This window comes from Streptomyces chartreusis NRRL 3882, assembly GCF_900236475.1.
GTDB lineage: Bacteria > Actinomycetota > Actinomycetes > Streptomycetales > Streptomycetaceae > Streptomyces > Streptomyces chartreusis_D.
Genome location: NZ_LT963352.1, coordinates 2,779,208 through 2,805,531 on the forward strand (window position 1 = coordinate 2,779,208; position 26,324 = coordinate 2,805,531).

Below are 26,324 nucleotides of genomic sequence, written 5' to 3' on the forward strand. Positions count from 1 at the left end.
CGGACCGAAGGCAGACCCGGGTGCCGCCCTACTCTTGGTGACCGTGTCTTATCCGGATCCGAAGGACTTCACCTACGCCGATGTCGGCGCCACCCGCGACGAGGGCTTCTGCCCGCCGGGCTTCCATCCCATGAACGTGCGCACCCGTCTCGGCGAGGGCGAGGAGGTCTTCCGCCGGGCCTCGGAGGCGGTGCTCACCTGGGAGATGCACCGGGCCCTGGGCGTCGGCATCGACGCCGGCGCGGACCGGGCCGCCCCCGGCGTCGACGTCACCGTCACCCTGGCCGGCATGATCAAGGCCCCCTGCCGCGTGGTGTGGACGGTCGAGGAACCCCGCCGCGCGGGCTGGGCGTACGGCACGTTGCCCGGCCACCCGGAAACCGGCGAGGAGTCCTTCGTGGTGGACCGCACGGGCGACGGCACGGTCTGGCTGACGGTGAACGCCTTCAGCCGCGGCGCCAAGTGGTACGCGAAGGCGGGCGGCCCGGCGACCAGAGGCTTCCAGCACGCTTACGCACGCAGGTGCGGCACCGTCCTACGGAACCTGGCGACGCCGGGTGGCGAGTTGCCCTGAGGGGCGCGGGGAACTGCGCGCTCACCCCCCACGCACCCGCAGACGAGACTCAACGCATCAACAGCCCCGCCGCCTCCACCAACTCCTCGGACGGTCCGGCCACAAGCCCCAACTCCGCGCTGGACGCCAACAGCCGATGCGCAGGCAGGATCCGCACCGTATACCCGAAAGGCCCGGTGCGATCCAGCGACAAGGGCCCCTCATAAACCCACCGCCCGTCCTGCTCGGCGGAGCCCACCGGCTTCAACGGAACGACCGCCGCGTCGGCGATGTGGTCCTCCTCGTCCACCCGCCCCGAAACGGCCTGCACCTCCACGTCGTCCGGTCCGAGCTCACCGAGACCGACCCGCACGCGAAGCCCCAGCGTCGTACCCAGCTCCGCCAGCGCCGCCGACGCCGACGTCTCCACATGGTCGACGGTGACCCCCGGCCACGCCGCCCGCACCCTGGTCTTCCACTCGGCGAGATCGCGCGCCGCGTCCGGGCCCATGGACCGGTGGGAGAGCGCAGCGGGCGCGTAGAGCCGCTCGACGTACTCGCGGACCATCCGCCCGGCCAGCACCTTCGGCCCGAGCAGGCTCAGGGTCTGGCGGACCATCTCGATCCAGCGGTCCGGCAGCCCGCTCTGGCCACCACGCTCGTAGAAGCGCGGCGTCACCCGCTGTTCCAGCAGGTCGTACAGCGCCGCGGCCTCTATGTCGTCGCGGTGGTCCGGGTCGGTCCCCACCCCGTCGGCCGTGGGGATGGCCCAGCCGAAGTCCGGCTGGAACCACTCGTCCCACCAGCCGTCCAGGACGGACAGGTTGAGACAACCGTTGAGCGCCGCCTTCATCCCGGAGGTGCCGCAGGCCTCCAGTGGCCTGAGCGGGTTGTTCAGCCAGATGTCGCAGCCGGGGTAGAGCTTCTGCGCCATCCCCATGCCGTAGTCCGGCAGGAACACGATCCGGTGCCGTACCCGCGGATCGTCCGCGAACCGCACCAGCTCCTGCACCAGCCGCTTCCCGCCGTCGTCCGCGGGGTGTGCCTTGCCCGCCACGACGATCTGGACCGGCCGCTCGGGATGCAGCAGCAGGCCCATCAGCCGGTCCCGGTCGCGCAGCATCAGCGTCAGGCGCTTGTACGACGGGACCCGCCGCGCGAAACCGATGGTGAGGACGTCCGGGTCGAGCACGCCGTCGATCCAGCCCAGCTCGGCCGTGCCGGCGCCGCGCTGCCGCCAGGAGGCCCGCAGCCGCTCCCGCACCTCCGTCACCAGTTGCTCGCGCAAGCCCCGCCGCAGCTCCCAGATCTCCTGGTCGGGGATGTCCGCCACCGCGTCCCAGCGGTCCGAGCCGCCGACGGTCAGGGCGTCCTCGGCGCGCTGGACGCCGATCTGCCGGGCGCCGAGCCGGAACACCTCGGGCGCGACCCAGGTCGGCGCGTGCACCCCGTTGGTCACCGAGGTGATCGGCACCTCGTCGGCGTCGAATCCGGGCCACAGTCCCGAGAACATCTCGCGGCTGACGTTGCCGTGCAGCAGGGACACGCCGTTGGCGCGCTGGGCGAGGCGCAGGCCCATCACGGCCATGTTGAACAGGTTGGGCTCGCCGCCGGGGTAGGTCTCCATGCCGAGCCCGAGGACGCGCTGGACGTCGATGCGGGGCAGCTCGGCGTCGGGGCCGAAGTGGCGGGCGACCAGCTCGCGGTCGAAGCGGTCGATGCCGGCCGGGACGGGGGTGTGGGTGGTGAAGACGGTCCCGGCGCGGACCGCCTCCAGCGCCGAGTCGAAGTCGAGGCCCCCGGCGCAGAGCTCGGCGATCCGCTCCAGGCCGAGGAACCCGGCGTGTCCCTCGTTGGTGTGGAACACCTCCGGCTCGGGGTGCCCGGTCAGCCGGCAGTACGTGCGCACCGCCCGGACCCCTCCTATGCCGAGCAGCATCTCCTGGAGCAGCCGGTGCTCGCTGCCGCCGCCGTAGAGCCGGTCGGTCACGCCGCGCTCGCCGAGGTCGTTCTCCTCGACGTCCGAGTCCAGCATCAGCAGCGGGACCCGGCCGACCTGCGCCAGCCAGATCCGGGCGTGCAGTCGCCTGCCGCCGGGCAGGGCGAGGGCGACCTGGGCGGGGCTGCCGTCCGGCTCCTCCAGGAGGACCACGGGCAGCTCGTGGGGGTCGAGGACGGGGTAGTGCTCCTGCTGCCAGCCGTCCCGGGACAGGGTCTGGCGGAAGTAGCCGTGCCGGTAGAGCAGGCCGACTCCGATCAGCGGGACACCGAGGTCGCTGGCGGCCTTCAGGTGGTCGCCGGCCAGGATGCCGAGGCCGCCGGAGTACTGGGGCAGGGCGGCCGTGATGCCGAACTCGGGTGAGAAGTAGGCGATCGCGGCGGGGAGTTCGTCGGGCTGGGCCTGGTACCAGCGGTCGCCGGTCATGTAGTCGTTCAGATCGCCCGTGGCCGTGGCGAGGCGGCGCAGGAAGCGGCGGTCCGAGGCCAGGTCCGCGAGCCGCGCGGGCGGCACGCTGCCCAGCAGCCGGACCGGGTCGCCGCCCGAGGCGGCCCAGCGCTCGGGATCGACGGACTGGAACAGGTCACGGGTCTCCGCATGCCACGACCAGCGCAGATTGCGGGCCAGATCACTGAGCGGCCGGAGGGGTTCGGGGAGAACGGGTCGGACGGTGAATCGACGGATCGCCTTCACGGGTTCCACCTCGGCGCGTTCGCAGGATGACGCAGGGTTCTGACACAGGGCTTCATCGACGTCACCTACGACAGTACCGGCGTCGGCGCCGCCGCCGCTGAAGCTCCGCCTCCCGACCCCCGATCGGCCGGAACCGGACCATCCACGGATATGGCCGATTCCGTCCCACAGGCGTCCTTGTGGCGCTTCACCTGCCACGAGAGGCTGCCCCTGGCGTACCGGCCCGCGCCTGCCGTACGCGGTGCCGCGCGGCAGCCGTACGCCGAGTCGAGGAGGGGAACTCGGACCATGGGACGGACGCGCACACGGCGTCTGCGCTGGACGGGGGGCCTGGTGGCGGCGGTCTGCGCCGCGGCGTTTTCGGCCATCACCCTGCCCGCGCACGCCGTACCGGAGGGGCGGATACTCGGCGCCGGAGAACCCGGCTCCGTGCACGGAAGTTACGTGGTGACACTGAAGGAGGGCATACGGGCTCCGTCGGCGGCCGGCAGGGCCCTCGCCGAGACGTACGGGGTGGACATCAGCCACACCTACGGCACCGTCCTGAACGGCTACGCGATCAGGACCGACGCGAGACGGGCCGGGCGGCTCGCCGCCGACCCCCGGGTCGCCTCGGTCGTCCAGGACACCCGCGTGCGGCTGGACCGCGCACAGCCCGAGCCGCCCTCCTGGGGGCTGGACCGCGTCGACCAGCCGAGTCTGCCGCTGGACCGGAGCTACACCTCGCCCGAGTCGGCGGGCGCCGGGGTGACGGTGTACGTGATCGACACCGGTGTCCGGACCACGCACCAGGACTTCGGCGGCCGGGCGAGCCACGGCTGGGACTTCGTCGGGGACGACGAGGTCGCGTCGGACGCCAACGGCCACGGCACGCACGTCGCCGGCACGGTCGCCGGGAGGGCCCACGGTGTCGCCAAGCGGGCCCGCATCGTCTCCGTACGCGTCCTCGACGCCGCGGGGGCGGGCACCACGGCCCGGGTGATCGCCGGGATCGACTGGGTGACCCGGCACGCGAAGAAGCCCGCCGTCGCCAACCTCAGCCTGGGCGGCCCGCGCAACGACCGGCTGGACGCCGCCGTCCGCGCTTCCATCGCCTCCGGCGTCACGTACACGGTCGCCGCGGGCAACGACGGCAGGCCGGCCGGCCTGTACTCCCCGGGGAGCGTCAAGCAGGCGATCACGGTCGGCGCGACCGACCGGAGGGATACGAAACCGGCCTTCTCCAACCACGGTCCGGCCCTGGATCTCTTCGCCCCGGGCGTGCACATCACCTCCGCGTCCGCCGCGAGCGACACGGCACACGCCTCCTTCTCGGGTACCTCGATGGCGGCACCGCACGCCGCGGGCGCGGCCGCGCTGTATCTGGCGGAGCACCCGAAGGCGGCTCCGGCCCAGGTCGGGAGGGCCCTGACCGCGGGAGCGGCGACCGGAAAGGTCTCCGGCCGGGGTCTCGGTTCGCCGGACAAGTTACTGCGGGTGCCGCGGACCTAGGGCGAAGGAACAGCCACGCGAAGGGGCCGGCCTCGTCCGTCGCGGACGAGGCCGGTCTTGTGTGTCGACATACGCGTGAGTAGTTAACAAAGTGCCGGATTGCCCACCCGAATAGGGTGGGAAGGCTCCTCCGGGTACCCCTCTCAGGAGCACCATGCAGGACCCACCTCCCCACAGACATCCGCCCACCCACGTTGACGCGGACAGGAGCGGTCATGCCCGCCAAGCACCATTCGCCAGCACCCCCCAACCGCCGCACCACCGGGGCGCGCGCTCCCGGCGGCGAAGCACGCCCCGCGCGCCCGGCCGACGCCGGTCCGCCGGTCCCGACACCGCCCCCCGTGGGCGACGCGACCGCCGTCGGGCGCATACCCGTTCTCGATGTCCGCCCGGTCGTCCAGCGCGGACGCCGGCCGGCCAAGGCCGTGACCGGCGAGACCTTCGAGATCTCGGCGACCGTGTTCCGGGAGGGGCACGACGCGGTCGCCGCCAACGTCGTCCTGAGGGATCCGGAGGGCCGCCCCGGCCCGTGGACACCGATGCGCGAGCTGGCCCCCGGGACGGACCGGTGGGGCGCCGAGGTCACCGCCGGTGAGCCCGGCCTGTGGACGTTCGCCGTGGAAGCGTGGGGCGACCCGGTCAGCACCTGGCGCCATCACGCCCAGATCAAGATCCCGGCGGGCATGGACACGGACGTCGTCCTGGAGGAGGGCGCGCGCCTGTACGAGAGGGCGGCCGCCGGTGTGCCCGAGGAGGGGGGCCCGCGGGACGTGATCCGCGCGGCCGTCGAAGCCCTGCGGGACGAGAACCGCCCGGCGGCGGCGCGGCTGGCGGCGGCGCTGACGCCGGAGGTGGACGAGGTGCTGGCCCGCCATCCGCTGCGGGACCTGGTCACCACCTCCGAGCCGCTGCCCCTGCTCGTCGAGCGGGAACGGGCCCTGTACGGCTCCTGGTACGAGTTCTTCCCCCGCTCCGAGGGCACCCGGCAGCAACCCCACGGCACCTTCCGCACCGCCGCCCGCCGCCTGCCGGCGATCGCCGCGATGGGCTTCGACGTGGTCTACCTGCCCCCGATCCACCCCATCGGCACCACCTTCCGCAAAGGCAGGAACAACACCCTCTCCCCCGGCCCCGACGACGTCGGCGTGCCCTGGGCCATCGGCTCCCCCGAAGGCGGCCACGACGCCGTCCACCCCCAGCTGGGCACCCTGGAGGACTTCACCCGGTTCGTCGGCCAGGCCCGCGACCTGGGCCTGGAGATCGCCCTGGACTTCGCCCTGCAGTGCTCCCCGGACCACCCCTGGGTCCACAAACACCCCGAGTGGTTCCACCACCGCCCCGACGGCACCATCGCCTACGCGGAGAACCCGCCCAAGAAGTACCAGGACATCTACCCCATCGCCTTCGACGCCGACATGGACGGCCTGATCGCCGAGACCTGCCGGGTGCTGCGGCACTGGATGGACGCCGGGGTACGGATCTTCCGGGTGGACAACCCCCACACCAAGCCGGTCGTCTTCTGGGAGCGGGTCATCGCGGACATCAACCGCACCGACCCCGACGTGATCTTCCTGGCCGAGGCCTTCACCCGCCCCGCGATGATGCACACCCTGGCCCAGATCGGCTTCCAGCAGTCCTACACCTACTTCACCTGGCGCAACTCCAAGCAGGAGCTGACCGAGTACCTCACGGAACTGTCCGGCGAGGCCGCCTCGTACATGCGGCCGAACTTCTTCGCCAACACCCCCGACATCCTGCACGCCTACCTCCAGCACGGCGGCCGCCCCGCCTTCGAGGTCCGCGCCGTCCTCGCGGCCACCCTCTCCCCCACCTGGGGCATCTACTCCGGCTACGAACTGTGCGAGAACACCCCGCTCAGAGAGGGCAGCGAGGAGTACCTCGACTCGGAGAAGTACCAGCTCAGGCACCGCGACTGGGACGCCGCCGAACGCGAGGGCCGCACCATCACCCCGCTGATCACCAAGCTCAACACCATCCGGCGGGAGAACCCGGCCCTCCAGCAGCTGCGCGACCTCCACTTCCACCACGCGGACCAGGAAGCGGTGATCGCCTACTCGAAGCGGAAGGGTTCGAACACGGTTCTGGTGGTCGCCAACCTCGACCCCCACCACACCCAGGAGGCCACGGTCTCGTTGGACATGCCGCAACTCGGCCTGGACTGGCACGAGTCGGTGCCGGTGCGCGACGAGCTCACCGGCGAGACCTATCACTGGGGCAGGGCCAACTACGTGCGCCTCGAACCGGGCCATAGGCCCGCGCACGTCTTCTCGGTTCTGCGACCGTCCACCCCGCAGATCGGAGGGTCACCCACAACATGATCGTCAACGAACCCGTGCCGGACACCTTCGAGGACACTCCCGCCAGGGACCGGGACCCGGAGTGGTTCAAGCGCGCCGTCTTCTACGAGGTGCTCGTCCGCTCGTTCCAGGACAGCAACGGTGACGGCGTCGGTGACCTGAAGGGCCTGACCGCCAAGCTCGACTACCTCCAGTGGCTCGGCGTCGACTGCCTCTGGCTGCCGCCGTTCTTCAAATCGCCCCTGCGCGACGGCGGCTACGACGTCTCCGACTACACCGCAGTCCTGCCGGAGTTCGGTGACCTGGCCGACTTCGTGGAGTTCGTCGACGCCGCCCACCAGCGCGGCATGCGCGTGATCATCGACTTCGTCATGAACCACACCAGCGACCAGCACCCGTGGTTCCAGGAGTCGAGAAAGGACCCCGACGGCCCCTACGGCGACTACTACGTGTGGGCGGACGACGACAAGCAGTTCCAGGACGCGCGGATCATCTTCGTCGACACGGAGGCCTCGAACTGGACCTACGACCCGGTCCGCAAGCAGTACTACTGGCACCGTTTCTTCTCCCACCAGCCGGACCTCAACTACGAGAACCCGGCCGTGCAGGAGGAGATGATCTCCGCGCTGAAGTTCTGGCTGGACCTGGGCATCGACGGGTTCCGCCTGGACGCGGTGCCGTACCTGTACCAGCAGGAGGGCACCAACTGCGAGAACCTCCCGGAGACGCACGACTTCCTGAAGCGGGTGCGCAAGGAGATCGACGCGCAGTACCCGGACACCGTGCTGCTCGCCGAGGCCAACCAGTGGCCCGAGGACGTCGTCGACTACTTCGGTGACTATCCGAGCGGCGGCGACGAGTGCCACATGGCGTTCCACTTCCCGGTCATGCCGCGCATCTTCATGGCGGTGCGGCGGGAGTCCCGCTACCCGGTCTCCGAGATCCTGGCCAAGACCCCGGCCATCCCCTCGGGCTGCCAGTGGGGCATCTTCCTGCGCAACCACGACGAGCTCACGCTCGAGATGGTCACCGACGAAGAGCGCGACTACATGTGGGCCGAGTACGCCAAGGACCCCCGCATGCGCGCCAACATCGGCATCCGGCGCCGTCTCGCCCCGCTGCTGGACAACGACCGCAACCAGATCGAGCTGTTCACGGCCCTGCTGCTGTCGCTGCCGGGCTCGCCGATCCTGTACTACGGCGACGAGATCGGCATGGGCGACAACATCTGGCTCGGCGACCGGGACGCGGTGCGCACGCCGATGCAGTGGACCCCGGACCGCAACGCGGGATTCTCCTCGTCCGACCCGGGACGGCTGTTCCTGCCCACGATCATGGATCCGGTCTACGGCTACCAGGTGACGAACGTCGAGGCGTCCATGGCCTCGCCGTCGTCGCTGCTGCACTGGACCCGCCGCATGATCGAGATCCGCAAGCAGAACCCGGCCTTCGGCCTCGGCTCGTACACCGAGCTGCCGTCGACGAACCCGGCGGTGCTGGCGTTCCTGCGGGAGGCCCCCGTATCTGGGGAAGGCGGGGACGACCTGGTGCTGTGCGTGAACAACTTCTCGCGGTTCGCGCAGCCCACGGAGCTGGATCTGAGCGCCTTCGAGGGGCGGCATCCGGTGGAGCTGTTCGGCGGGGTCCGGTTCCCGGCGATCGGCGAGCTGCCGTACCTGCTGACGCTGGCCGGTCACGGTTTCTACTGGTTCCGGCTCCGCAGGGACACCCTGTGAGGCCTGAGACGGCCTGACGAGGCCCGAATCAAGGGACGGGCCGCAAACCCCCGTGGCGGGGCGTTTCTCCCGCCCCGCCCGGGGCACGCATCAGTAACACCCCGCCCACCCGCGTGAGCCGGAGGGGCGCCGCCGGCACCTGCTGAAGGCCCCGGAGGCGCACCAATCATGGGTGAAAGGACGCGACGCCATGTCGGAAGCCGTCACACGCACCGTCACCGCCCCGCCCGGCCTCCTTGCCTCCCTCGATCCGCTGCTGCGGGAGTGGCTTCCGCGGCAGCGCTGGTTCGCGGGCAAGGGACGTCCGGTCACCGGGTTCACGCTGGTCGAGGCCACCGAGCTGCTCCCGTCCACCGGCAAGCTCGGCCTGTACCACCTGCTCGTCCGCGCCCACCAGCCGTCCGTACCGTCGCACGGCGCGCCCGGCCACCCCGGCGACTGCTACCAGCTGCTGATAGGCGTGCGCGAGGCGCTGCCGCCTCGGCTGGCGCCCGCGCTGATCGGACACATGGCGACGGGGCCGCTGGCCGGCCGGACGGCCTACGACGCCCTGCACGACGCCAGGCCCGCCGAACTGCTCCTGGAGGCGCTGCGCACCCAGGCACGGATCGGCGGGCTCCGCTTCGAGCGGGACCTCGACCAGGACATCCGGTCCGGCCTGGTACCGCGCGTGGTGACCGCGGAACAGTCCAACTCGTCGATCGTCTACGGAGATACGTTCATCCTGAAGCTGTTGCGCCGGATCGTGCCCGGGGTCAACCCGGACCTGGAACTACCGCTGGCGCTGGCCCGCGAGGGCTGTCCCCGGGTGCCCGCACCGACGGCCTGGATGGTCGCGGACGTCGACCCCGCGGCGGACCCGGTGATCTCGGCGGGCCCGGCCGACCTGGCCGGCCAGCCGTACGTACTGGGGGTGCTCCAGCCGTTCGTGCAGGGCGCCTCCGACGGCTGGGAGCTGGCGCTGCGCGAGCTGGCCAAGGGCGAGGACTTCGGCGCCGAGGCGCGGGCGCTGGGCCGGGCCACCGCCGAGGTGCACACCACGCTGGCCCGGGCACTGCCGACGGTCACGCTCGGCCACATGCAGCTCCAGCTCATGGTGGACGGCATGATCGAGCGGCTGGAGGCGGCCGTCCAGGCGGTGCCCGCTCTGCGGCCGTACGCCGAGGGCCTGCGGACGGCGTTCACGGCGCTGGGCGATCTGGCCGCCGAGGGCCGCACCTGGACCGCGCAGCGGGTGCACGGCGATCTCCACCTCGGGCAGTGCCTGCGCTCGCCGGCCGGCGAGTGGTGGCTGATCGACTTCGAGGGCGAACCGGCCCGGCCGCTGGCCGAGCGGCGCATGCCGCAGCCGGCGGTGCGGGACGTCGCCGGCATGCTGCGGTCCTTCGACTACGCGGCACGCTCGGCCGACCCGCCCCAGCCGGACTGGGCCGAGACCTGCCGGTCCGCGTACTGCTCCGGGTACGCGGAGGCCGCCGGCCTCGATCCGCGCACCGACCCGGTGCTGCTGCGCGCCTATGAAACGGACAAGGCGATCTACGAGGTGGTGTACGAGGCCCGGCACCGCCCCGACTGGCTGCCGGTGCCCCTGGCCGCCATAGACCGGCTCGCCTCGACCGGCCACCTGACCTGACTGACCCACCCCTCGCCCTGGAGGCTCCGCCCGTGACCCCCCGCCCTGAGTCCAGCGGTTCGCGTCCCAAGGGGACGGCCGGGGAGAAGATCCCCGAGCAGCCCACGGCCGCCCAGAAGAAGAGTGCCGCGAAGAAGGCGGCGGTGCCGAAACAGGCAGCCAAGAAGGCGACGGCCCCCGCGAAGAAGGCCGCCGCCAAGAAGACGGCCGCTGCGCAGCCACCCGCGTCGAAGGCCACGGCCAAGAAGGCGGCCCCGGCGAAGACGACCGCGAAGAAGGCCGTCGAGAAGAAGGCAGTCGCGAAGAAGGCAGTCGCCAAGAAGGCTGTCGCGAAAAAGGCGGCCGCTGAGCAGGCGGCTCCTGAGACGGCGACCGCGGCGAAGGCCACGGCCGAGAAGGTGGCCGCGACGAAGACAGCCGCCAGGAAGACACCTGCGAAGAAGGCGACCGCGAAGAAGGCCACAGCCGCCAAGGCGACGGCCACGAAGGCGGTTGCCAAGAAGGCGACAACCAAGAAGTCGGTCGCCAAGAAGGCCACGACGGCGAAGGCTACGGCCACCAAGTCCACCGCCACCAAGGCCACCACAGGCAAGGCCGCTGCCACCAAGTCCACCGCAGCCAAGCCCCCCGCGAAGAAGGCGACCGCGAAGAAGGTTCCCGCCAAGAAGGCCACCGGCGGGCGGGCCACCGCCGGGAACTCCACCGCCGCCCCCGCCCAGACCGTCCCGCCGGAGATGGAGATCGGCGTCTCACCCTCCGTCGGCGCGGCGGACCGGCAGCGCCTGCTCAGCGGTACGCATCACGACCCGCACTCTGTGCTCGGCGCACACCCCGCGCCCGGCGGGATCGCGTTCCGGGCGTTCCGGCCGTACGCGCTGTCGGTGACGGTCGTCGCCGGAGAGGTGCGGGCGGAATTGGACGACGACGGGGAGGGGTTCTTCTCCGGACTGCTGCCGCTGCGCGAGGTCCCTGAGTACCGGCTGCTCGTGGAATACGAGGGGACGGTGCTGGACACCGAGGACGCCTACCGTTTCCTGCCCACGCTGGGCGACCTCGACCTGCACCTGATCGGCGAGGGCCGGCACGAGGAGCTGTGGACGGCGCTGGGCGCGCACCCGATGACCCACCAGGGCGTGACGGGCACCCGGTTCTCGGTGTGGGCGCCGAACGCGCTCGGCGTGCGCGTGGCCGGCACCTTCAACTTCTGGGACGGCACCGGCCACGTCATGCGGTCGCTGGGCTCGTCGGGCGTGTGGGAGCTGTTCCTGCCGGACATCGGCGAGGGTGAGCTGTACAAGTTCGAGATCACCCGCCCCGACGGTTCGAAGACGCTGCGGGCCGACCCGATGGCCCGCCGCACGGAGGTGCCGCCCGCGACCTCGTCGGTCATCACGTCCTCGCGGTACGAGTGGGGCGACGCCGAGTGGCTGGCCCGGCGCGCCGAAGCCCCGGCGCACGAGGCGCCCTTCTCGGTGTACGAGGTGCACCTGCCGTCCTGGCGGCCGGGACTGACGTACCGTCAACTGGCCGAGCAGCTCCCGGGGTACGTGAAGAACCTGGGCTTCACGCACGTCGAGCTGATGCCGGTCGCCGAGCATCCGTTCGGCGGCTCCTGGGGCTACCAGGTCACCGGCTTCTACGCGCCGACGGCCCGGCTGGGCACGCCCGACGACTTCCGGTACCTGGTCGACTCACTGCACCGGGCCGGCATCGGCGTGCTGATGGACTGGGTGCCCGCGCACTTCCCGCGCGACGACTGGGCGCTGGCCGAGTTCGACGGCCGGCCCCTGTACGAGCACGCGGATCCGCTGCGGGCCGCGCACCCCGACTGGGGCACGCTGGAGTTCGACTTCGGGCGCAACGAGGTGCGCAACTTCCTCGTCGCGAACGCCCTGTACTGGTGCGAGGAGTTCCACATCGACGGGCTGCGCGTGGACGCGGTGGCCTCGATGCTCTACCTCGACTACTCGCGCGAGCCGGGCCAGTGGACGCCCAACGAGCACGGCGGCCGGGAGAACCTGGACGCGGTGGCGTTCCTCCAGGAGATGAACGCGACGGTGTACCGCAGGGTGCCCGGTGTGGTCACGATCGCCGAGGAGTCGACCGCCTGGGACGGCGTCACCCGGGCCACCCACCACAAGGGCCCGAGCGGCTTCGGCGGGCTCGGGTTCGGGCTGAAGTGGAACATGGGCTGGATGCACGACTCGCTCCAGTACATGAGCCACGAGCCGGTGTACCGCAAGTACCACCACCACGAGATGACGTTCTCGATGGTGTACGCGTACAGCGAGAACTACGTCCTGCCGATCTCCCACGACGAGGTGGTGCACGGCAAGCGCTCCCTGGTGTCGAAGATGCCGGGCGACTGGTGGCAGCAGCGCGCCAACCACCGGGCGTACCTGGGCTTCATGTGGGCCCATCCCGGCAAGCAGCTGCTGTTCATGGGGCAGGAGTTCGCCCAGGGTGCCGAGTGGTCCGAGGCGCACGGCCCGGACTGGTGGCTCCTCGATCCGGGCTACGGGGCCGAGCCCGAGCACCGGGGCGTGCGTGACCTGGTCCGCGACCTCAACACCGTCTACCGCGCGACTCCGGCGCTGTGGCGGCTCGACACGGACCCGGCCGGTTTCGAGTGGGTGGTCGGGGACGCCGCCGACGACAACGTCCTCGCATTCCTGCGGCTGGACCCGGAGGGCGCTCCGATCCTGTCGGTGTCGAACTTCGCGCCGGTCGTCCGTCAGGACTACCGCCTGGGCGTGCCCGAGGACGTCCCGGCCTGGCACGAGGCCGTCAACACCGACGCCGCCCGCTACGGCGGCAGCGACGTCACCAACCCCGACCCGGTCAAGCCGGAGGCCCAGCCCTGGCACGGCCGCCCGGCGAGCATCCGTCTGACGCTGCCGCCGCTGTCGACCGTGTGGCTGCGCCCGGCGTAGGCGGCCCGTGACACCGCTGGTGGGGTGGCCGCACGCCTGCCACCCCACTCACCTCTCGGGCACCGCGCGGAAGGGGGCGATCTCCTACCCGAAGTGCTCGGCCAGTGCGTTCGGCAGCTTTCCGGTGTGCAGCACGCCGAGCCGCTGGGTGGCGCGGGTCAGGGCGACGTACAGGTCGCTCGTGCCGTACCGCGCGGGCTCGACCACGAGGACGGAGTCGAACTCCAGGCCCTTGGCCTGGCGCGGGTCGAGGAGGACGACGGACTGCGTGAGGTCGGGTTCCGCGCCCGCCGTCACGCCGTCCAGCCGGGCCGCCAGGCCGCGGTGCAGGTCGCGCGGGGCGATCACCGCGAGCCGCCCCTCGGCGGGGGTGAGCTCCTCGACCGCCTTGGCCACGGCGCCCGGGAGGTCGTCGGTGGCCCGCGCCCAGGGGTGAACGCCCGTGGCGCGGACCGAGCTCGGCGGCTCGAACTCCGGGTGCTCGGCACGGACCACGGCCGCGGCGACGTCCATGATCTCGGCCGGGGTGCGGTAGTTGACGCCCAGCCGGGTGTGCTCCCAGCGGTCCTCGACGTACGGGCCGAGGATGCCCGCCCACGAGCCGACACCGGCCGCCTCCGCCGTCTGCGCGGGGTCGCCGACCAGGGTCATCGAGCGGGTCGGGCTGCGCCGCATCAGCAGCCGCCACGCCATCGGCGACAGCTCCTGCGCCTCGTCCACGATGATGTGCCCGAACGCCCAGGTGCGGTCGGCGGCGGCACGCTCGGCGGCGCTGCGGTGGTCGTCCTCCTCGTGCCGCTCGGCGAACCGCTCGGCGTCGATGATGTCGTGCGCGGACAGCACCTCGGAGCTTTCGGGGTCGTCCTCCTCCTTGTCCTCGAACTCGTAGGTCCGGGACGCGTACGACACGTCCAGCACGCCCTGCGCGTAGGCGATCTGCCGCTCCCGCTCGCGCTGCGCGCGCTCCCGGGCCAGCCGGTCGTCCTCGCCGAGGAGTTCGGCGGCCTCGTCGAGCAGCGGCACGTCCGCGACCGTCCAGCGCCGGGTCACCGGGCGGCGTACGGCCTCGGCGTCCCCGGCGGACAGGAACTCCTCGGGCGCGGCGAGGAAGTCGGCGACGAGCCGCTGCGGGGTGAGCAGCGGCCACAGCTGGTCGATGGCGGCCCAGACCTCGGGGTTCTCGGCGAGGTCGTCGCGGATCTGGGTGATGTCGCTGGGGTCGAGCAGGCTGGACCCGTCGAAGGGGTCGGTGCCGATCCGCTCGGCGTACAGCTCGGTGAGGGTGTTGAGGATGTGCCCCTCGAAGTGCTCACGGGCCGCGTTGTGCGGCAGCTTCGCGGCACGGGTGCGCTCGCGGGCGACGTTCACCAGACCGTCGTCCAGCATGAGCACCTCGCGTTCGTGCTCGATGGCGATCACCGGGTCGGGCAGCGCCTGCCGGCTGCGCACGACCTCGGCGAGGACGTCGGCCATCTCGGCCCGGCCCTTCACGGCAGCGGCCTCCGGCGGGTCGGTGGCGGTCGCCTTCACGCCGGGGAACAGCTCGCCGACGGTCGCGAGGAGCACACCGGTCTCGCCGAGGGAGGGCAGCACCTCGCCGATGTAGCCGAGGAAGGCCGGGTTGGGTCCGACGATCAGCACCGCCCGCTTGGCGAGCAGTTCCCGGTGCTCGTACAGCAGATACGCGGCGCGGTGCAGGGCGACGGCCGTCTTGCCGGTGCCCGGGCCGCCCTCCACCACGAGCACGCCGCGGTGCGGGGCGCGGATGATGCGGTCCTGGTCGGCCTGGATGGTCTGCACGATGTCGCTCATCCGGCCGGTGCGGGCGGAGTTGAGCGCGGCGAGCAGCACGGCGTCGCCGGTCGGGTCCTCGTGGCCGGTGCGGGTCTCGTCGCCGAGGTCGAGGATCTCGTCGTGCAGGTGGGTGACCTTGCGGCCGTCGGTGGCGATGTGCCGCCGACGCCTCAGCCCCATCGGGGTGTGGCCGGTGGCCAGGTAGAAGGGGCGGGCGACGTCGGCGCGCCAGTCGATCAGGACCGGTGTGCGCTCGGCGTCGTCGGTGCGCAGGCCGATGCGGCCGATGTGGTGGGTCACGCCCGAGGTGAGGTCGATCCGGCCGAAGCACAGGGAGCCGTCCACCGCGTTCAGCGCGGCGAGCAGCCCGGATCGCTCGGCCACGAGGATGTCCCGTTCCAGTCTGGCCTGCATGGGGGTGTTGCCCTGCGCGAGCGCGTCCGTGACGGAGGTCTCGGCGTCGCCGCGCAGCGCGTCCACGCGCGCGTACAACCCGTCGATGAATTCCTGCTCCTGCCGCAATTCATCGTCCGGAAATTCGGTGTTTGACAATTCCGCTCCCGCCCGGATATACTGTGCTCACTGAACTTCGCTAAGTTTTCTCATGGCTTCGATCGGCTTGAAGTCACGAATGAACAAATATACGCAAGGAAATCCCCCGAGCGCAATTGCTCGGGGGATTTCCTCGTTTCCGGGTCGTTGTCGGGGTCGGCGTCTACAGCACGTCGGCCAGTTCCTCCAGCAGCCGCCGCTTGGCCCGCGCGCCCACCATCGCCTTCACTGGCTCACCGCCGCGGAAGACCATGAACGTCGGCATCGACAGCACCTTGTAGGCGTTCGTGGTCAGGGGGTTGGAGTCCACGTCGAGCTGCACCACCTTCAGCCGGTCGCCCTCCTCGGAGGCGAGGGCCTTCAGCACCGGCCCCATCTGCCGGCAGGGCGGGCACCAGTCGGCGGTGAACTCCACCAGCACCGGCAGGTCCGCGCCGATCACCTCGGCCTCGAAGTCCGCGTCCGTCACATCGGTCACCACGTGTGCCTCCCCAGTTCGCATTGTGGCTCCGGACCCCCCGGAGCCTCCGCCTCGGCAGCCAGCTCGGCCCGCGCCAGCTGCCGGGCGACCGTCTCCCGCACGCTCGTCAGCTGACCGATCAGGGAGTCGAGCTCGTCCAGCTTGCGCCGGTAGACCGCGAGCGACGCCGGGCACGTGTCGCCCTCGGGGTGCCCGGCCCGCAGACACTCCACGAAGGGCCGCGTCTCCTCCAGATCGAACCCGAAGTCCTGCAAGGTCCTGATCTGCTCCAGCAGCTTCAGGTCGCACTCGTCGTACGTCCGGTATCCGTTGCCCTCACGCCGCGCGGGCAGGAGCCCCCGCGACTCGTAGTACCGCAGCGTCCGCGTCGTGGTCCCGGCCCGTGCGGCCAGCTCGCCGATTCGCATGCCGTCGAACGTAGTCCTTGACGCCCACGTCAAGGCAACAGCGGTTTCCGCTCCACCGGGGAGGTCAGCACGATCGACGTGGTGGTGCGGCCCAGCGCGGAGACCGCCTCCAGGACTTCTTCCAGGTGGACGGTGTCCCGGACGGCGGCCTTGAGGATCCAGCAGTCCTCCCCGACCACATGGTGCACCTCGGTGATCTCGGGCCGCTCGATCAGCTCCAGGGTCCTGGGGTGCTTCAGGAGGGTGTAGCCGCCGTGCGGATCGACCCGGATGAACGCCTGGATGCCGTAGCCGAGCCGGGCGGGCACGACGTGAGCCCCGTAGCCGCTGATCACGCCCGCCGCCTCCAGGCGCCGCACCCGCTCGGTGACCGCCGCCGGGCTGAGCCGGACCCGGCGGCCCAGCTCGCTGAGCTTGATCAAAAAGGCCCTGGATGTACTGGTCATCGGCGGGAACCGTTACGTCGGCAAGCGTCTGGTCGCACGGCTGCTCGCCGCCGGGCACCGCGTCACCGTGCTGAACCGGGGGTCCTCCCCGCCACCGGCCGGAGTGGCGCAGCTGGTCGCCGACCGGGACGACGAGCGGTCCCTGACCGGCGCGCTCGGCTCGCGTCTTCGACGTCGTCGTCGATCAGGTCTGCTACACACCCCGCCAGGCGGCCCTCGCCCGTCGCGTCTTCTCCGGCCGTACCCACCGCTACCTGATGACCTCCACGGTCGAGGTGTACGAGTACGAGGACTCCCCCGAGCTCGTGCGCGAGGAGGCCGTCGACCCGGCCACGGTCACCGTCGATCTCCGGCTGCCCTGGGACGACCCGGCGTTCCGGGAGGCCCACTACGGGGAGGGCAAGCGGCAGGCCGAGGCGGTCCTCGCGGCCGCCGGCCCGGAGTTGCCCTACGCGGCGGTGCGGGTGGCCCACGTGCTGGGCGGGGACGACGACTTCACCGGGCGGCTGGCCCACCACGCCGAGCGGATACGCACCGGCGAGCCGATCGCCGTGCCGGTGGTGAACCGGCCCGCCACGTACGTCCACGTCGAGGAGATCGCGCGCTTCCTGGCCTGGGCGGCGGGCGAGGACTTCACCGGACCGGTGAACGCCGCCTCGCACGGGACGCTGACCACCGAGGAGTTGTGCGAGGCGGTGGCCGCGCACGTCCCGGACGGCCGGGCCGGGTACCGGCCCGTCGAGGTCGGCGAGGCCTCCCCCTTCTCCTTCCGCCGCTCCTACGGCATGGACAACGCCCTCGGCTTCACCTTCGCCGACGCCCGGCAGTGGCTGCCGCGGGCCGTCGCCGAGACGCTCGGGAAGGACGGCTGACATGCGGTACAGGACACTTGGCGGGCTGCGGGTGAGCGCGGTCGGGCTCGGCGCGATGCCACTGTCCATCGAGGGCCGGCCGGAGGAGGAGCGCGCGCTGGCCACCCTGCATGCGGCGCTCGACGCGGGCGTGACCCTCCTCGACACGGCCGACTCGTAACATCTGCCGGGCGCGGAGCCCGGCCACAACGAACGCCTGCTGGCCCGCGCGCTGGCCACGTACGGCGGTGACACCTCCGGCGTGCTGGTGGCGACGAAGGGCGGCCGGGGCCGCCCGGCCGGCGGCGACTGGACGGTGGACGGCTCCCCGCGCCACCTGAAGGCCGCCGCCGAGGCCTCCCGCAAGCGCCTCGGTGTCGAGGCGATCGGCCTCTACCAGCTCCACAAGCCGGACCCCGAGGTGCCGTTCGAGGAATCGGTCGGCGCCCTGCGGGAGTTGCTCGACGCGGGCACGATCCGGCTGGCCGGGGTGTCCAACGCGGACGTCGACCAGATCCGCCGGGCGCGCGAGATGCTCGGCGAGCAGCTGGTGTCGGTGCAGAACCGGTACTCCCCCGCCGTCCGGGACAGCGAGCCGGAGCTTCGGCTGTGCGCGGAACTGGGGCTGGCGTTCCTGCCGTGGAGCCCACTGGGCGGACTGGCCCGCAGCTCCCTGGACGGGCCGTCACGCACGGAGGGCAGGGAACGCCTCGCCGCGTTCCACGAGGTCGCCGCGGACCGCGGTGTCAGCCCCCAACGGGTCGGCCTCGCCTGGCTGCTGACGCGCTCCCCCGCCGTCATCCCGATCCCGGGGGCGAGCCGCCCAAGGACGGCGAGGGACTCGGCGGCCGCGGCGGACCTGCTGCTCACCCCTGAGGAGCAGACCCGCCTGGACCGGGCCACCGAGCCGGTCCACGACTAGGGCGTGTCTGATAATTGATCTTGTGGTGGGTCGAGGTGAGTTGACGGATGCGGCGTGGGAGCGATAGCTCCGCTGTTGCCGGGTGTTGATGGTCGCGGGCGGCCCTGGCGGGATCACCGGCAGGTCGTCAACGGCGTGTTGTGGCGGTTGCGGACCGGGGCGCCCTGGCGGGACCTGCCCGAACGGTACGGCCCGTGGCAGACCGTCTACGAACGCTTCGCGCGTTGGGAGCGGGACGGGACCTGGGCGAGGCTGCTTGAGCACGTCCAGGTCCGCGATGATGCGGTTGGCGCGGTGGAGTGGACCGTGTCGATCGACTCCACCATCAACCGCGCTCACCAACATGCCGCCGGAGCCCGCAAAAAGGGGCATCGACGGCGGACGAACTGGAAGATCCGCCACATCAGGCGCCTGGCCAGGCCCTCGGCCGGTCCCGCGGTGGACTGACCACCAAGGTCCACCTCGCAGCGGATGGACGAGGGCTCCCCCTGGCCCTCGTCGTCACGCCCGGCAACGTCAACGACTCCACCGTGTTCGACACGGTGCTTCAAGCTGTGCGGGTGCCCCGCCCGACCGTGGGACGGCCACGTCGCAGGCCTGAGACGGTGATCGCGGACAAGGCGTATTCCTCGAGGGCCATCCGTTCCGGCTTACGTCGGCGAGGCATCCGAGCGGTCATCCCTGAACGGGCCGACCAGGTCGCGGGCCGGCAGCGCCGCGGATCGGCCGGCGGGCGACCGCCGGCCTTCGATGCCGAGCAGTACAAGGCCCGCAACGTAGTCGAACGCTGCTTCAGCAGGCTCAAGCAGTTCCGAGCTGTGGCCACCCGCTTCGACAAGCTTGCCGTCCGCTACCTCGCCGGACTCCGTCTCGCGTCACTCATCCTCTGGCTCCGCGAACAGTGATCATTTGTCAGACAGGGCCTAGCGGGCCCCCGCGGACTCCAGCTCCCTCTCCTCGGCAGGCTCGTCCGCGGTCTTCCCCTTGCCGGGCAGCAGCAGTGCCACCACGACCGTCCCGGCGCCCAGGATCACGGCCCCGACCAGGCTCGTGTGCGCGACCGCGTCAGCGAACGCGGAACCCACCGCGTCGGCCATCTGCCGTGCCCCGCCGGCCAGTTGCCCGGCCTGCGCCTTGAGCCGCTCCGCCTGCTGGGGGTCACTCGTGTGCGCCGCCTGCTCGGCGAGCTGCCGCGCCTTGTCACCGATGCCCCGGGCGACGGCGTACCCGGCCCCGACGGAGTCCTGGGCCGTCTCCAGCGAGGAGGCGGGGAGCTTGCTGCCCGCCGTCGCGTCCGAGAGGTGGCCGGAGTACGACGTCGCCAGCAGCGAGCCGAGGATGGCGATGCCCAGCGACCCGCCGAGCTCCAGCGACGTGTCGTTCACCGCGCCGCCGACGCCCAGCTGGGACTCCGGGAACGCCCCCATGATCGCGTCCGTGCAGGGCGACAGCGCGAGCCCGATCGCGAGGCCGAGCACGATCAGGGGCGCGACGAAGTCGCCGTACGACGACCCGGAGTCGACCTGGGTGAGCAGCGCCAGGGCCGCCGTACCGCCGACCATGCCGGCCGTGACGGTCCACTTCATGCCGACCCGCGGGGTGAGGTAGCCGGTGAGGGCGGAGCCCACGAAGACGGCACCGGCCAGCGGCAGCATGCGCAGGCCCGTGTCCAGGGCGTCGTAGCCGAGGACGAACTGGAGGTGCTGGGTCAGGTAGTAGAAGGCGCCGAAGACGGCCAGGAAGAACAGGGCGACGGCGAGGTTGGAGCCCGCGAAGCGGCGGTCGGTGAAGCGGCGCACGTCGAGGACGGGACGCGGGTGGCGCAGCTCCCAGAGCACGAAGGTCACGAGCCCGGCGCCCGCGACGACCGCCGCCGTGACCGCCTTGACGCCCCAGCCGAAGTGCGGGCCCTCGATGATCATGTAGACGAGGGCGCCGATCCACACCACTGACAGCAGTCCGCCGCCGTAGTCGATGCGCCCGTGCCGGCCGGCCTTGGACGGCGGTACGAGGACGAGCGCGCCGACGATGGCCAGGGCGGCGACGGGCACGTTGATGAGGAACGTCGACGACCAGCCGTGGTGCGCCAGCAGCGCCCCGGCGACCAGCGGCCCGGCCGCGATGGCGAGCCCGGCCGTGGCGGTCCACAGGGTGATGGCCCTGGCGCGTTCGGCGCGCGGGAAGGTCGCCGCGAGCAGGGACAGCGTGGCGGGCATGATCATCGCGGCGCCGGCGCCCATCACGGCACGCGCCGCGATCACCGCCGTGGCGCTGTCGGCGAGGTAGCCGGAGACGGCACCGCCGCCGAAGACGACCAGCCCGAGGACGAGCGCGCCCCGGCGGCTGTACTTGTCGCCTGTCGCGCCGAGGAGCAGCATCAGCGCGGCGTACGGGACGGTGTAGCCGTCGATGACCCACTGGAGGTCGGCGCTGGACAGGTCGAGGTCCTCGGTCATGTCGGGCGCGGCGACGGTGAGGGCGGTGTTCGCCATCACGATGATCAGCAGGCTCAGGCAGAGCACGAGGAGCGCCCACCAGCGGCGTGCGTAGGGGCGGTCCATCCTCTCGGCCGGTTCGGTCATGACGAGTCGCATGGCAGGGGTCGCCTTCCTCGGGTGTGCGCGACGGGTGGTGCGCGACATGGATTGCACAGCGATGTGCAATTACTCAGTCGTGTGCAATGTACGCTTGTTGCACACCACTGTGCAAATGAGGGAGGTGAGCCCCGCGGCGGGGCGTGCAGAATGGCTGCCATGCCTTCCGGTAACACCAGCCGCGCCGACGCCAACCGGCGCCGCATCCTCGACGTCGCCCTGGCCGAGCTGCTGCGCGACCCCGACGCGTCCATGGACCAGATCGCACGCGCCGCTGGCGTCGTACGGCGGACGGTGTACGGGCACTTCCCCAGCCGCGAGGCGCTGATCAGCACGCTCGTCGACGAGGCGGTGGAGTCCCTGTCGGCCGCGCACGCGGCGGGCCGGGAGGGCGTGGAGGACCCGGCGGAGTCCGTGGCCCGCTCGGTGCTGGCGGTGTGGGAGCTGGCCGACCGCTACCGGCTGCTGATCGCGCTCGCCCAGCGCACGGTCACCATGCAGGGCATCCGGGAGCGGCTCGCCCCGGTCCGGGAAGCCGCCACGGGGGTGCTCCGGCGCGGCCTCGACGAGGGCGTCTTCAGCTCACCGCTGCCCGCGCCGGCCCTGGCGTACGTGCACGAGCAGATGCTGGTCGCGCTGATGGAGGCGGTGAACGACGGGCTCGTGGCAGCGCGAGAGGCGGGCCGCTGCGCCGCGGTCACGGTGCTGACCGCGGCGGGCGTGCCCGCCTCCAGGGCCACCGAGCTGGTGGCCGAGCTGAACGATTGATACAGGGTCTGTCGTGTGGGCAGGGACCGGGCGGCTGAGCGACGGGGGGACACTCAGCCGCCCGGAGTCTCGCGGGGCGCGGCGCGCGGCCGTCAGGCCTTCGCCAGCTCCTTCTCGCCGCCCTGCTCGGGCACCTCGACGTGGCCGTCGGCCGGGCCGCCGTGCCCGTCGTCCAGCAGCGTCTTCTCGTCGAAGGGCAGCTCACCGGCGAGGACCTGGTTCACGCGGTCCTTGTCGATCTCCTTCGTCCAGGTGCCGATCAGCACGGTGGCCACGGCGTTGCCGGCGAAGTTGGTCAGCGCGCGGGCCTCGCTCATGAAGCGGTCGATGCCGACGATGAGGCCGATGCCGTCCACCAGGGCCGGCTTGTGCGACTGCAGACCACCGGCCAGGGTCGCCAGACCGGCGCCGGTGACACCGGCGGCGCCCTTCGAGGCGACCAGCAGGAAGAGCAGCAGCGGGATCTGCTCGCCGAGCGACATCGGCGTGCCCATGGCGTCGGCGATGAACAGGGACGCCATGGTCATGTAGATCATGGTGCCGTCGAGGTTGAAGGAGTAGCCGGTCGGGACGGTGATGCCGACCACCGGCTTGCTGACGCCCAGGTGCTCCATCTTCGCGATGAGCCGCGGCAGCGCGGACTCGGACGAGGAGGTGGACAGGATCAGCAGGAACTCACGGCCGAGGTACTTGAACAGCGTGATGATGTTCAGGCCGGAGATGACGCGCAGCAGGATGCCGAGCACGACGAAGACGAAGAGGAAGCAGGTGACGTAGAAGCCGAGCATCAGCACGGCGAGGCTCTTGAGCGCTTCCAGACCCGCGGAGCCGGTGACGGCGGCGATGGCGCCGAAGGCACCGATGGGGGCGGCCCACATCACCATGGCGAGGATGCGGAAGACGAGCCGCTGGATGTGCTCGATGCCGCGCAGGATCGGCTGGCCGGCCGAGCCCATGCCCTGCAGGGCGAAGCCGGCGAGCAGGGCGATCAGCAGGGTCTGCAGGACCGACTCGTTGGTGAAGGCCGACACGATCGTGGTCGGGATGATGCCGAGCAGGAACTCGGTGGTGTCCTTCGCCTCGGCGTCGATCTGCGCGTGACCGGCCTCCTTGACGGCGTCGGTCACCGCCAGGCCCGTGCCGGGCTCCAGGATGTTGCCGACGACCAGGCCGATGCCCAGGGCCACCAGCGACATCACCATGAAGTAGCTCAGAGCGATGCCGCCGACGGCACCGACCTTGGCGGCCTTCCGTACCGAGCCGATGCCCAGCACGATCGTGCAGAAGATGATCGGGGAGATCATCATCTTGATCAGATTCACGAATCCGGTGCCGATGGGCTTCAGCTCGACAGCGAAGTCGGGTGCGGCCAGACCCACCGCGATGCCGGCGGCGACCGCGATGATCACCGCGATGTAGAGATAGTGCGTGCGGTCCCGCTTGGCTTTGGGTGCGGCAGGTGCCGTATCGGCTGCGCTGGTCACGGCGGCCCTCCTTGACGACGTCGTCGGCATCACCGGCGTGCGGCTCACGTCCGGGACAGGGAGCGGGAAACTCCCGGAGATGCGTATTGGGGAATGCCGTGACTATGTCCTGCTCTGTGAGCGCGGTCACCCTTCCGTTCATTTAGTTCACAATCAGCCACGAGGCAGACTGACGACATGCGCTTCTCCGTACCCGGTCCCCGCAGCCTGGCGGGCCAGCTCTTCGCCATGCAGGCCGTCCTGATAGCGGTCGTCGTGGCCGGATACGCGCTGTTCACCTACGTCAGCGACCGCAGCCAGGCCGAAGAGGCGGCGCGACGCCAGGCCAGGGCGGTGGCGCGGTCGGTCGCCGACTCGCCCTCGGTGCTGGAGGCGGCCCGCTCCTCCGACCCGACCGGCCGGCTCCAGCCGTACGCGCTGCGGGTGATGCGGGACACCGAGGTCGACTTCATAACGATCATGAGCCCGCGGGGCATCCGCTGGACGCATCCCGACCCGGACCAGATCGGCCAGCCCTTCCGGGGCCACACCGAGACGGCCCTGAAGGGCCAGACCTTCACCGAGATCTACACCGGCACGCTCGGCCCCTCGGTCCGCGCGGTCACCCCGATCCGGGACGGCAAGGAGATCGTCGGCCTGGTCAGCGCGGGTATCCGGGTCGAGGAGATCACCCAGCGGGTGCAGGACCAGCTCACGGCCCTGCTCGGCGTAGCGGCCGGCGCACTGGCCCTGGGCGCCGTCGGCACCTACGTCATCAACGCCCGGCTGCGCCGCCACACCCACGGCATGAACGCGGCCGAGCTCAGCCGGATGCACGACTACCACCAGGCCGCCCTGCACGCCGTACGCGAGGGGCTGCTGATGCTGGACGGGCAGTACCGTGTGGCGCTGATCAACGACGGAGGTCGGGAGTTGCTCGGCGTGGCCGGGGACGTGGTGGGCAGGTCGGTGGCCGAGCTGGGGCTGCCCGCCCCGCTGACGGGTGCGCTGCTGGCGTCGGAGCCGCGGGTGGACGAGGTGCATCTGACGGCGTCGCGGGTCCTGGTGATCAACACCTCCCCGGTGTCGGGCGGCGAGCGGCGCGGTACGGTCGTCACCCTGCGCGATGTCACCGAACTCCAGTCGCTGATGGGCGAGTTGGACTCCGAGCGGGGCTTCACGCAGGCGCTGCGCTCGCAGGCGCACGAGGCGGCGAACCGGCTGCACACCGTCGTCTCACTGATCGAGCTGGGCCGGGCGGAGGAGGCGGTGGAGTTCGCGACCGCCGAGCTGGAGCTGGCGCAGGCGTTGACCGACCAGGTCGTGGCGGCGGTGAGCGAGCCGGTGCTGGCGGCACTGCTGCTGGGCAAGACGGCCCAGGCGAACGAGCGGGGCGTGGAGCTGATGGTGTCGGAGGACAGCAGCCTGGACGACGGCCTGCTGCCGGAGTCCCTGCCGGCCCGGGACCTGGTGACCATCCTGGGCAACCTGATCGACAACGCCGTGGACGCGGCACAGGGCAGCGTGCGGGCACGGGTGACGGTGGCGGCGTACACCCAGGACACCGCGGCCCCCGGGGACACCGAGGGTGCCCCGGAACTGGTGCTGCGGGTCTCGGACACGGGCCCGGGCGTGGACCCGGAGCACGCCGAGGCCGTCTTCCAGCGGGGCTTCACGACCAAGCCGGCGGGGCCGGGCGGCCGGGGGCTGGGGCTGGCCCTGGTACGGCAGGCGACCCAGCGGCACGAGGGGACGCTGTCGGTGTCGGAGGCCGACGGGGGCGGGGCGGAGTTCGAGGTACGGCTGCCGCTGCGGGAGTCGGGGGCGGTGGCCGGGGGCGTGACATCCAGGACCTCGGTGTCCAGAGGCGCCGGAGGCGACGCATGACGAGCGACAGCACGCCCGAGAGGGACATCCGCGTCCTGGTCGTGGAGGACGACCCGGTCGCGGCCGACGCGCACGTGATGTACGTGGGCCGGGTCCCCGGCTTCGTCGCGGTGGGCAAGGCGCACACGGGCGCGGAGGCCCGCCGGGCGCTGGAGCGCACGCCCGTCGACCTGCTCCTGCTCGATCTGCACCTGCCGGACGTGCACGGACTGCACCTGGCGCGGTCCCTCAGGGCGGCCGGACACCACGCGGACGTGATCGCCGTGACGTCGGCGCGTGATCTGGCGGTCGTGCGCGAGGGCGTCTCACTCGGAGTCGTGCAGTACGTCCTGAAACCGTTCACCTTCGCGACCCTGCGGGACCGCCTCGTGCGGTACGCGGAGTTCCATGCCGCGGTCGGCGAGGCGAGCGGCCAGGACGAGGTCGACCGGGCGCTGGCGGCCCTGCGCGCACCGGGCCCGGCCGCCCTGCCGAAGGGGCTGAGCGCACCGACGCTGGAGCGGGTGACCGTGGCCCTGCGCGACAGCACGGAGGGCCTCACGGCCGCAGGAGTGGCGGAGACCGTGGGCATCTCCCGCATCACGGCCCGCCGTTACCTGGAACACCTGGTGGACGCGGGCCGCGCCGCCCGCCGCCCGCAGTACGGCACGGTGGGGCGCCCGGAGCTGCAGTACCGCTGGGTCACCGGTCAGTGACGGCCCGTCAGCTGCCACCGGGCTCGATCGAACCCGCGCACACGCATTGACCTGACTAGACCACTCAACCTAGGTTCACCACGCAGCCACCCGGCCACAAAGAAGTGC

The 26,324-nt window shown here is 71.5% G+C and carries 16 protein-coding genes and 3 pseudogenes; 12 read left to right on the top strand and 7 right to left on the bottom strand.

The annotated features are described in order from the left end of the window. Window positions 1-37 precede the first annotated feature (37 nt). Window positions 38-574, top strand: a complete 537-nt coding sequence (locus tag SCNRRL3882_RS12185) for a DUF1990 family protein (RefSeq protein ID WP_010041664.1) — start codon at window positions 38-40, stop codon at window positions 572-574. A gap of 49 nt (window positions 575-623) precedes the next feature. Here SCNRRL3882_RS12185 and SCNRRL3882_RS12190 read toward each other — a convergent pair whose 3' ends face one another. Beyond that, on the bottom strand, window positions 624-3,245 hold the full coding sequence (locus SCNRRL3882_RS12190) for a glycosyltransferase family 1 protein (RefSeq protein ID WP_010041662.1): 2,622 nt from the start codon (window positions 3,243-3,245) through the stop codon (window positions 624-626). Between the two features lie 288 nt (window positions 3,246-3,533). Here SCNRRL3882_RS12190 and SCNRRL3882_RS12195 point away from each other — a divergent pair, with 288 nt between their 5' ends. From SCNRRL3882_RS12195 to glgB, 5 genes are all read left to right on the top strand, one after another. Continuing rightward, window positions 3,534-4,736 (top strand): S8 family peptidase, encoded by a 1,203-nt coding sequence (locus SCNRRL3882_RS12195; protein WP_010041661.1) that lies wholly within the window; start codon window positions 3,534-3,536, stop codon window positions 4,734-4,736. Between the two features lie 215 nt (window positions 4,737-4,951). Then, window positions 4,952-7,075, top strand: coding sequence for an alpha-1,4-glucan--maltose-1-phosphate maltosyltransferase (locus SCNRRL3882_RS12200; protein ID WP_162501112.1), 2,124 nt, complete (start codon window positions 4,952-4,954; stop codon window positions 7,073-7,075). Further along, complete coding sequence (treS, locus tag SCNRRL3882_RS12205; RefSeq protein WP_102514790.1) at window positions 7,072-8,790, top strand: maltose alpha-D-glucosyltransferase; 1,719 nt, start codon at window positions 7,072-7,074, stop codon at window positions 8,788-8,790. The genes SCNRRL3882_RS12200 and treS overlap by 4 nt, the downstream gene beginning before the upstream one ends. Window positions 8,791-8,980: 190 nt before the next feature. Then, a complete protein-coding gene (locus tag SCNRRL3882_RS12210; protein ID WP_010048620.1) occupies window positions 8,981-10,423 on the top strand; it encodes a maltokinase N-terminal cap-like domain-containing protein in 1,443 nt (480 codons plus the stop codon). A gap of 32 nt (window positions 10,424-10,455) precedes the next feature. Continuing rightward, the gene (gene glgB, locus SCNRRL3882_RS12215; protein ID WP_231911114.1) at window positions 10,456-13,356 is read left to right on the top strand and encodes a 1,4-alpha-glucan branching enzyme; all 2,901 of its coding nucleotides are present in this window, start codon (window positions 10,456-10,458) and stop codon (window positions 13,354-13,356) included. 84 nt (window positions 13,357-13,440) lie between these two features. Here the strand turns inward: glgB and SCNRRL3882_RS12220 are convergent, their stop codons facing one another. The 4 genes from SCNRRL3882_RS12220 to SCNRRL3882_RS12235 all read right to left on the bottom strand — a co-directional run bounded on the left by SCNRRL3882_RS12220 (window position 13,441) and on the right by SCNRRL3882_RS12235 (window position 17,036). Then, on the bottom strand, window positions 13,441-15,702 hold the full coding sequence (locus SCNRRL3882_RS12220; protein ID WP_202458463.1) for a HelD family protein: 2,262 nt from the start codon (window positions 15,700-15,702) through the stop codon (window positions 13,441-13,443). Window positions 15,703-15,865: 163 nt separating this feature from the next. Continuing rightward, a complete protein-coding gene (locus tag SCNRRL3882_RS12225; RefSeq protein ID WP_010048617.1) occupies window positions 15,866-16,180 on the bottom strand; it encodes a thioredoxin family protein in 315 nt (104 codons plus the stop codon). Further along, window positions 16,177-16,590 (bottom strand): MerR family transcriptional regulator, encoded by a 414-nt coding sequence (locus SCNRRL3882_RS12230; RefSeq protein ID WP_010048616.1) that lies wholly within the window; start codon window positions 16,588-16,590, stop codon window positions 16,177-16,179. The genes SCNRRL3882_RS12225 and SCNRRL3882_RS12230 overlap by 4 nt, the downstream gene beginning before the upstream one ends. A 29-nt stretch (window positions 16,591-16,619) precedes the next feature. Continuing rightward, entirely contained in the window at window positions 16,620-17,036 is a 417-nt protein-coding gene (locus SCNRRL3882_RS12235) for an Lrp/AsnC family transcriptional regulator (RefSeq protein ID WP_029181787.1), read from the bottom strand. Between SCNRRL3882_RS12235 and SCNRRL3882_RS12240 the strand changes: the two are divergent. The 3 pseudogenes from SCNRRL3882_RS12240 to SCNRRL3882_RS12250 all read left to right on the top strand — a co-directional run bounded on the left by SCNRRL3882_RS12240 (window position 17,020) and on the right by SCNRRL3882_RS12250 (window position 19,714). Beyond that, window positions 17,020-17,908 (top strand): annotated as a pseudogene (locus SCNRRL3882_RS12240) (NAD-dependent epimerase/dehydratase family protein). The gene SCNRRL3882_RS12235 and the pseudogene SCNRRL3882_RS12240 sit on opposite strands and share 17 nt — an antisense overlap. Before the next feature lies 1 nt (window position 17,909). After that, window positions 17,910-18,809, top strand: a pseudogene (locus SCNRRL3882_RS12245) (aldo/keto reductase). 25 nt (window positions 18,810-18,834) lie between these two features. Continuing rightward, window positions 18,835-19,714 (top strand): annotated as a pseudogene (locus SCNRRL3882_RS12250) (IS5 family transposase). 18 nt (window positions 19,715-19,732) lie between these two features. On the opposite strand, the gene SCNRRL3882_RS12255 reads toward SCNRRL3882_RS12250, so the two are convergent. Then, window positions 19,733-21,403, bottom strand: a complete 1,671-nt coding sequence (locus tag SCNRRL3882_RS12255; RefSeq protein WP_010048611.1) for a DHA2 family efflux MFS transporter permease subunit — start codon at window positions 21,401-21,403, stop codon at window positions 19,733-19,735. A 150-nt stretch (window positions 21,404-21,553) separates the two neighbouring features. On the opposite strand from SCNRRL3882_RS12255, the gene SCNRRL3882_RS12260 reads away from it, so the two are divergent. Continuing rightward, entirely contained in the window at window positions 21,554-22,171 is a 618-nt protein-coding gene (locus SCNRRL3882_RS12260) for a TetR/AcrR family transcriptional regulator (RefSeq protein WP_029181783.1), read from the top strand. Window positions 22,172-22,263: 92 nt separating this feature from the next. On the opposite strand, the gene SCNRRL3882_RS12265 is transcribed toward SCNRRL3882_RS12260, so the two are convergent. Further along, window positions 22,264-23,655 (bottom strand): C4-dicarboxylate transporter DctA, encoded by a 1,392-nt coding sequence (locus SCNRRL3882_RS12265; protein WP_010048609.1) that lies wholly within the window; start codon window positions 23,653-23,655, stop codon window positions 22,264-22,266. Window positions 23,656-23,832: 177 nt separating this feature from the next. Here SCNRRL3882_RS12265 and SCNRRL3882_RS12270 point away from each other — a divergent pair, with 177 nt between their 5' ends. Next, entirely contained in the window at window positions 23,833-25,521 is a 1,689-nt protein-coding gene (locus SCNRRL3882_RS12270; RefSeq protein ID WP_010048606.1) for a sensor histidine kinase, read from the top strand. Beyond that, window positions 25,518-26,216, top strand: a complete 699-nt coding sequence (locus tag SCNRRL3882_RS12275; RefSeq protein WP_010048604.1) for a response regulator — start codon at window positions 25,518-25,520, stop codon at window positions 26,214-26,216. The genes SCNRRL3882_RS12270 and SCNRRL3882_RS12275 overlap by 4 nt, the downstream gene beginning before the upstream one ends. Window positions 26,217-26,324: the final 108 nt, after the last annotated feature.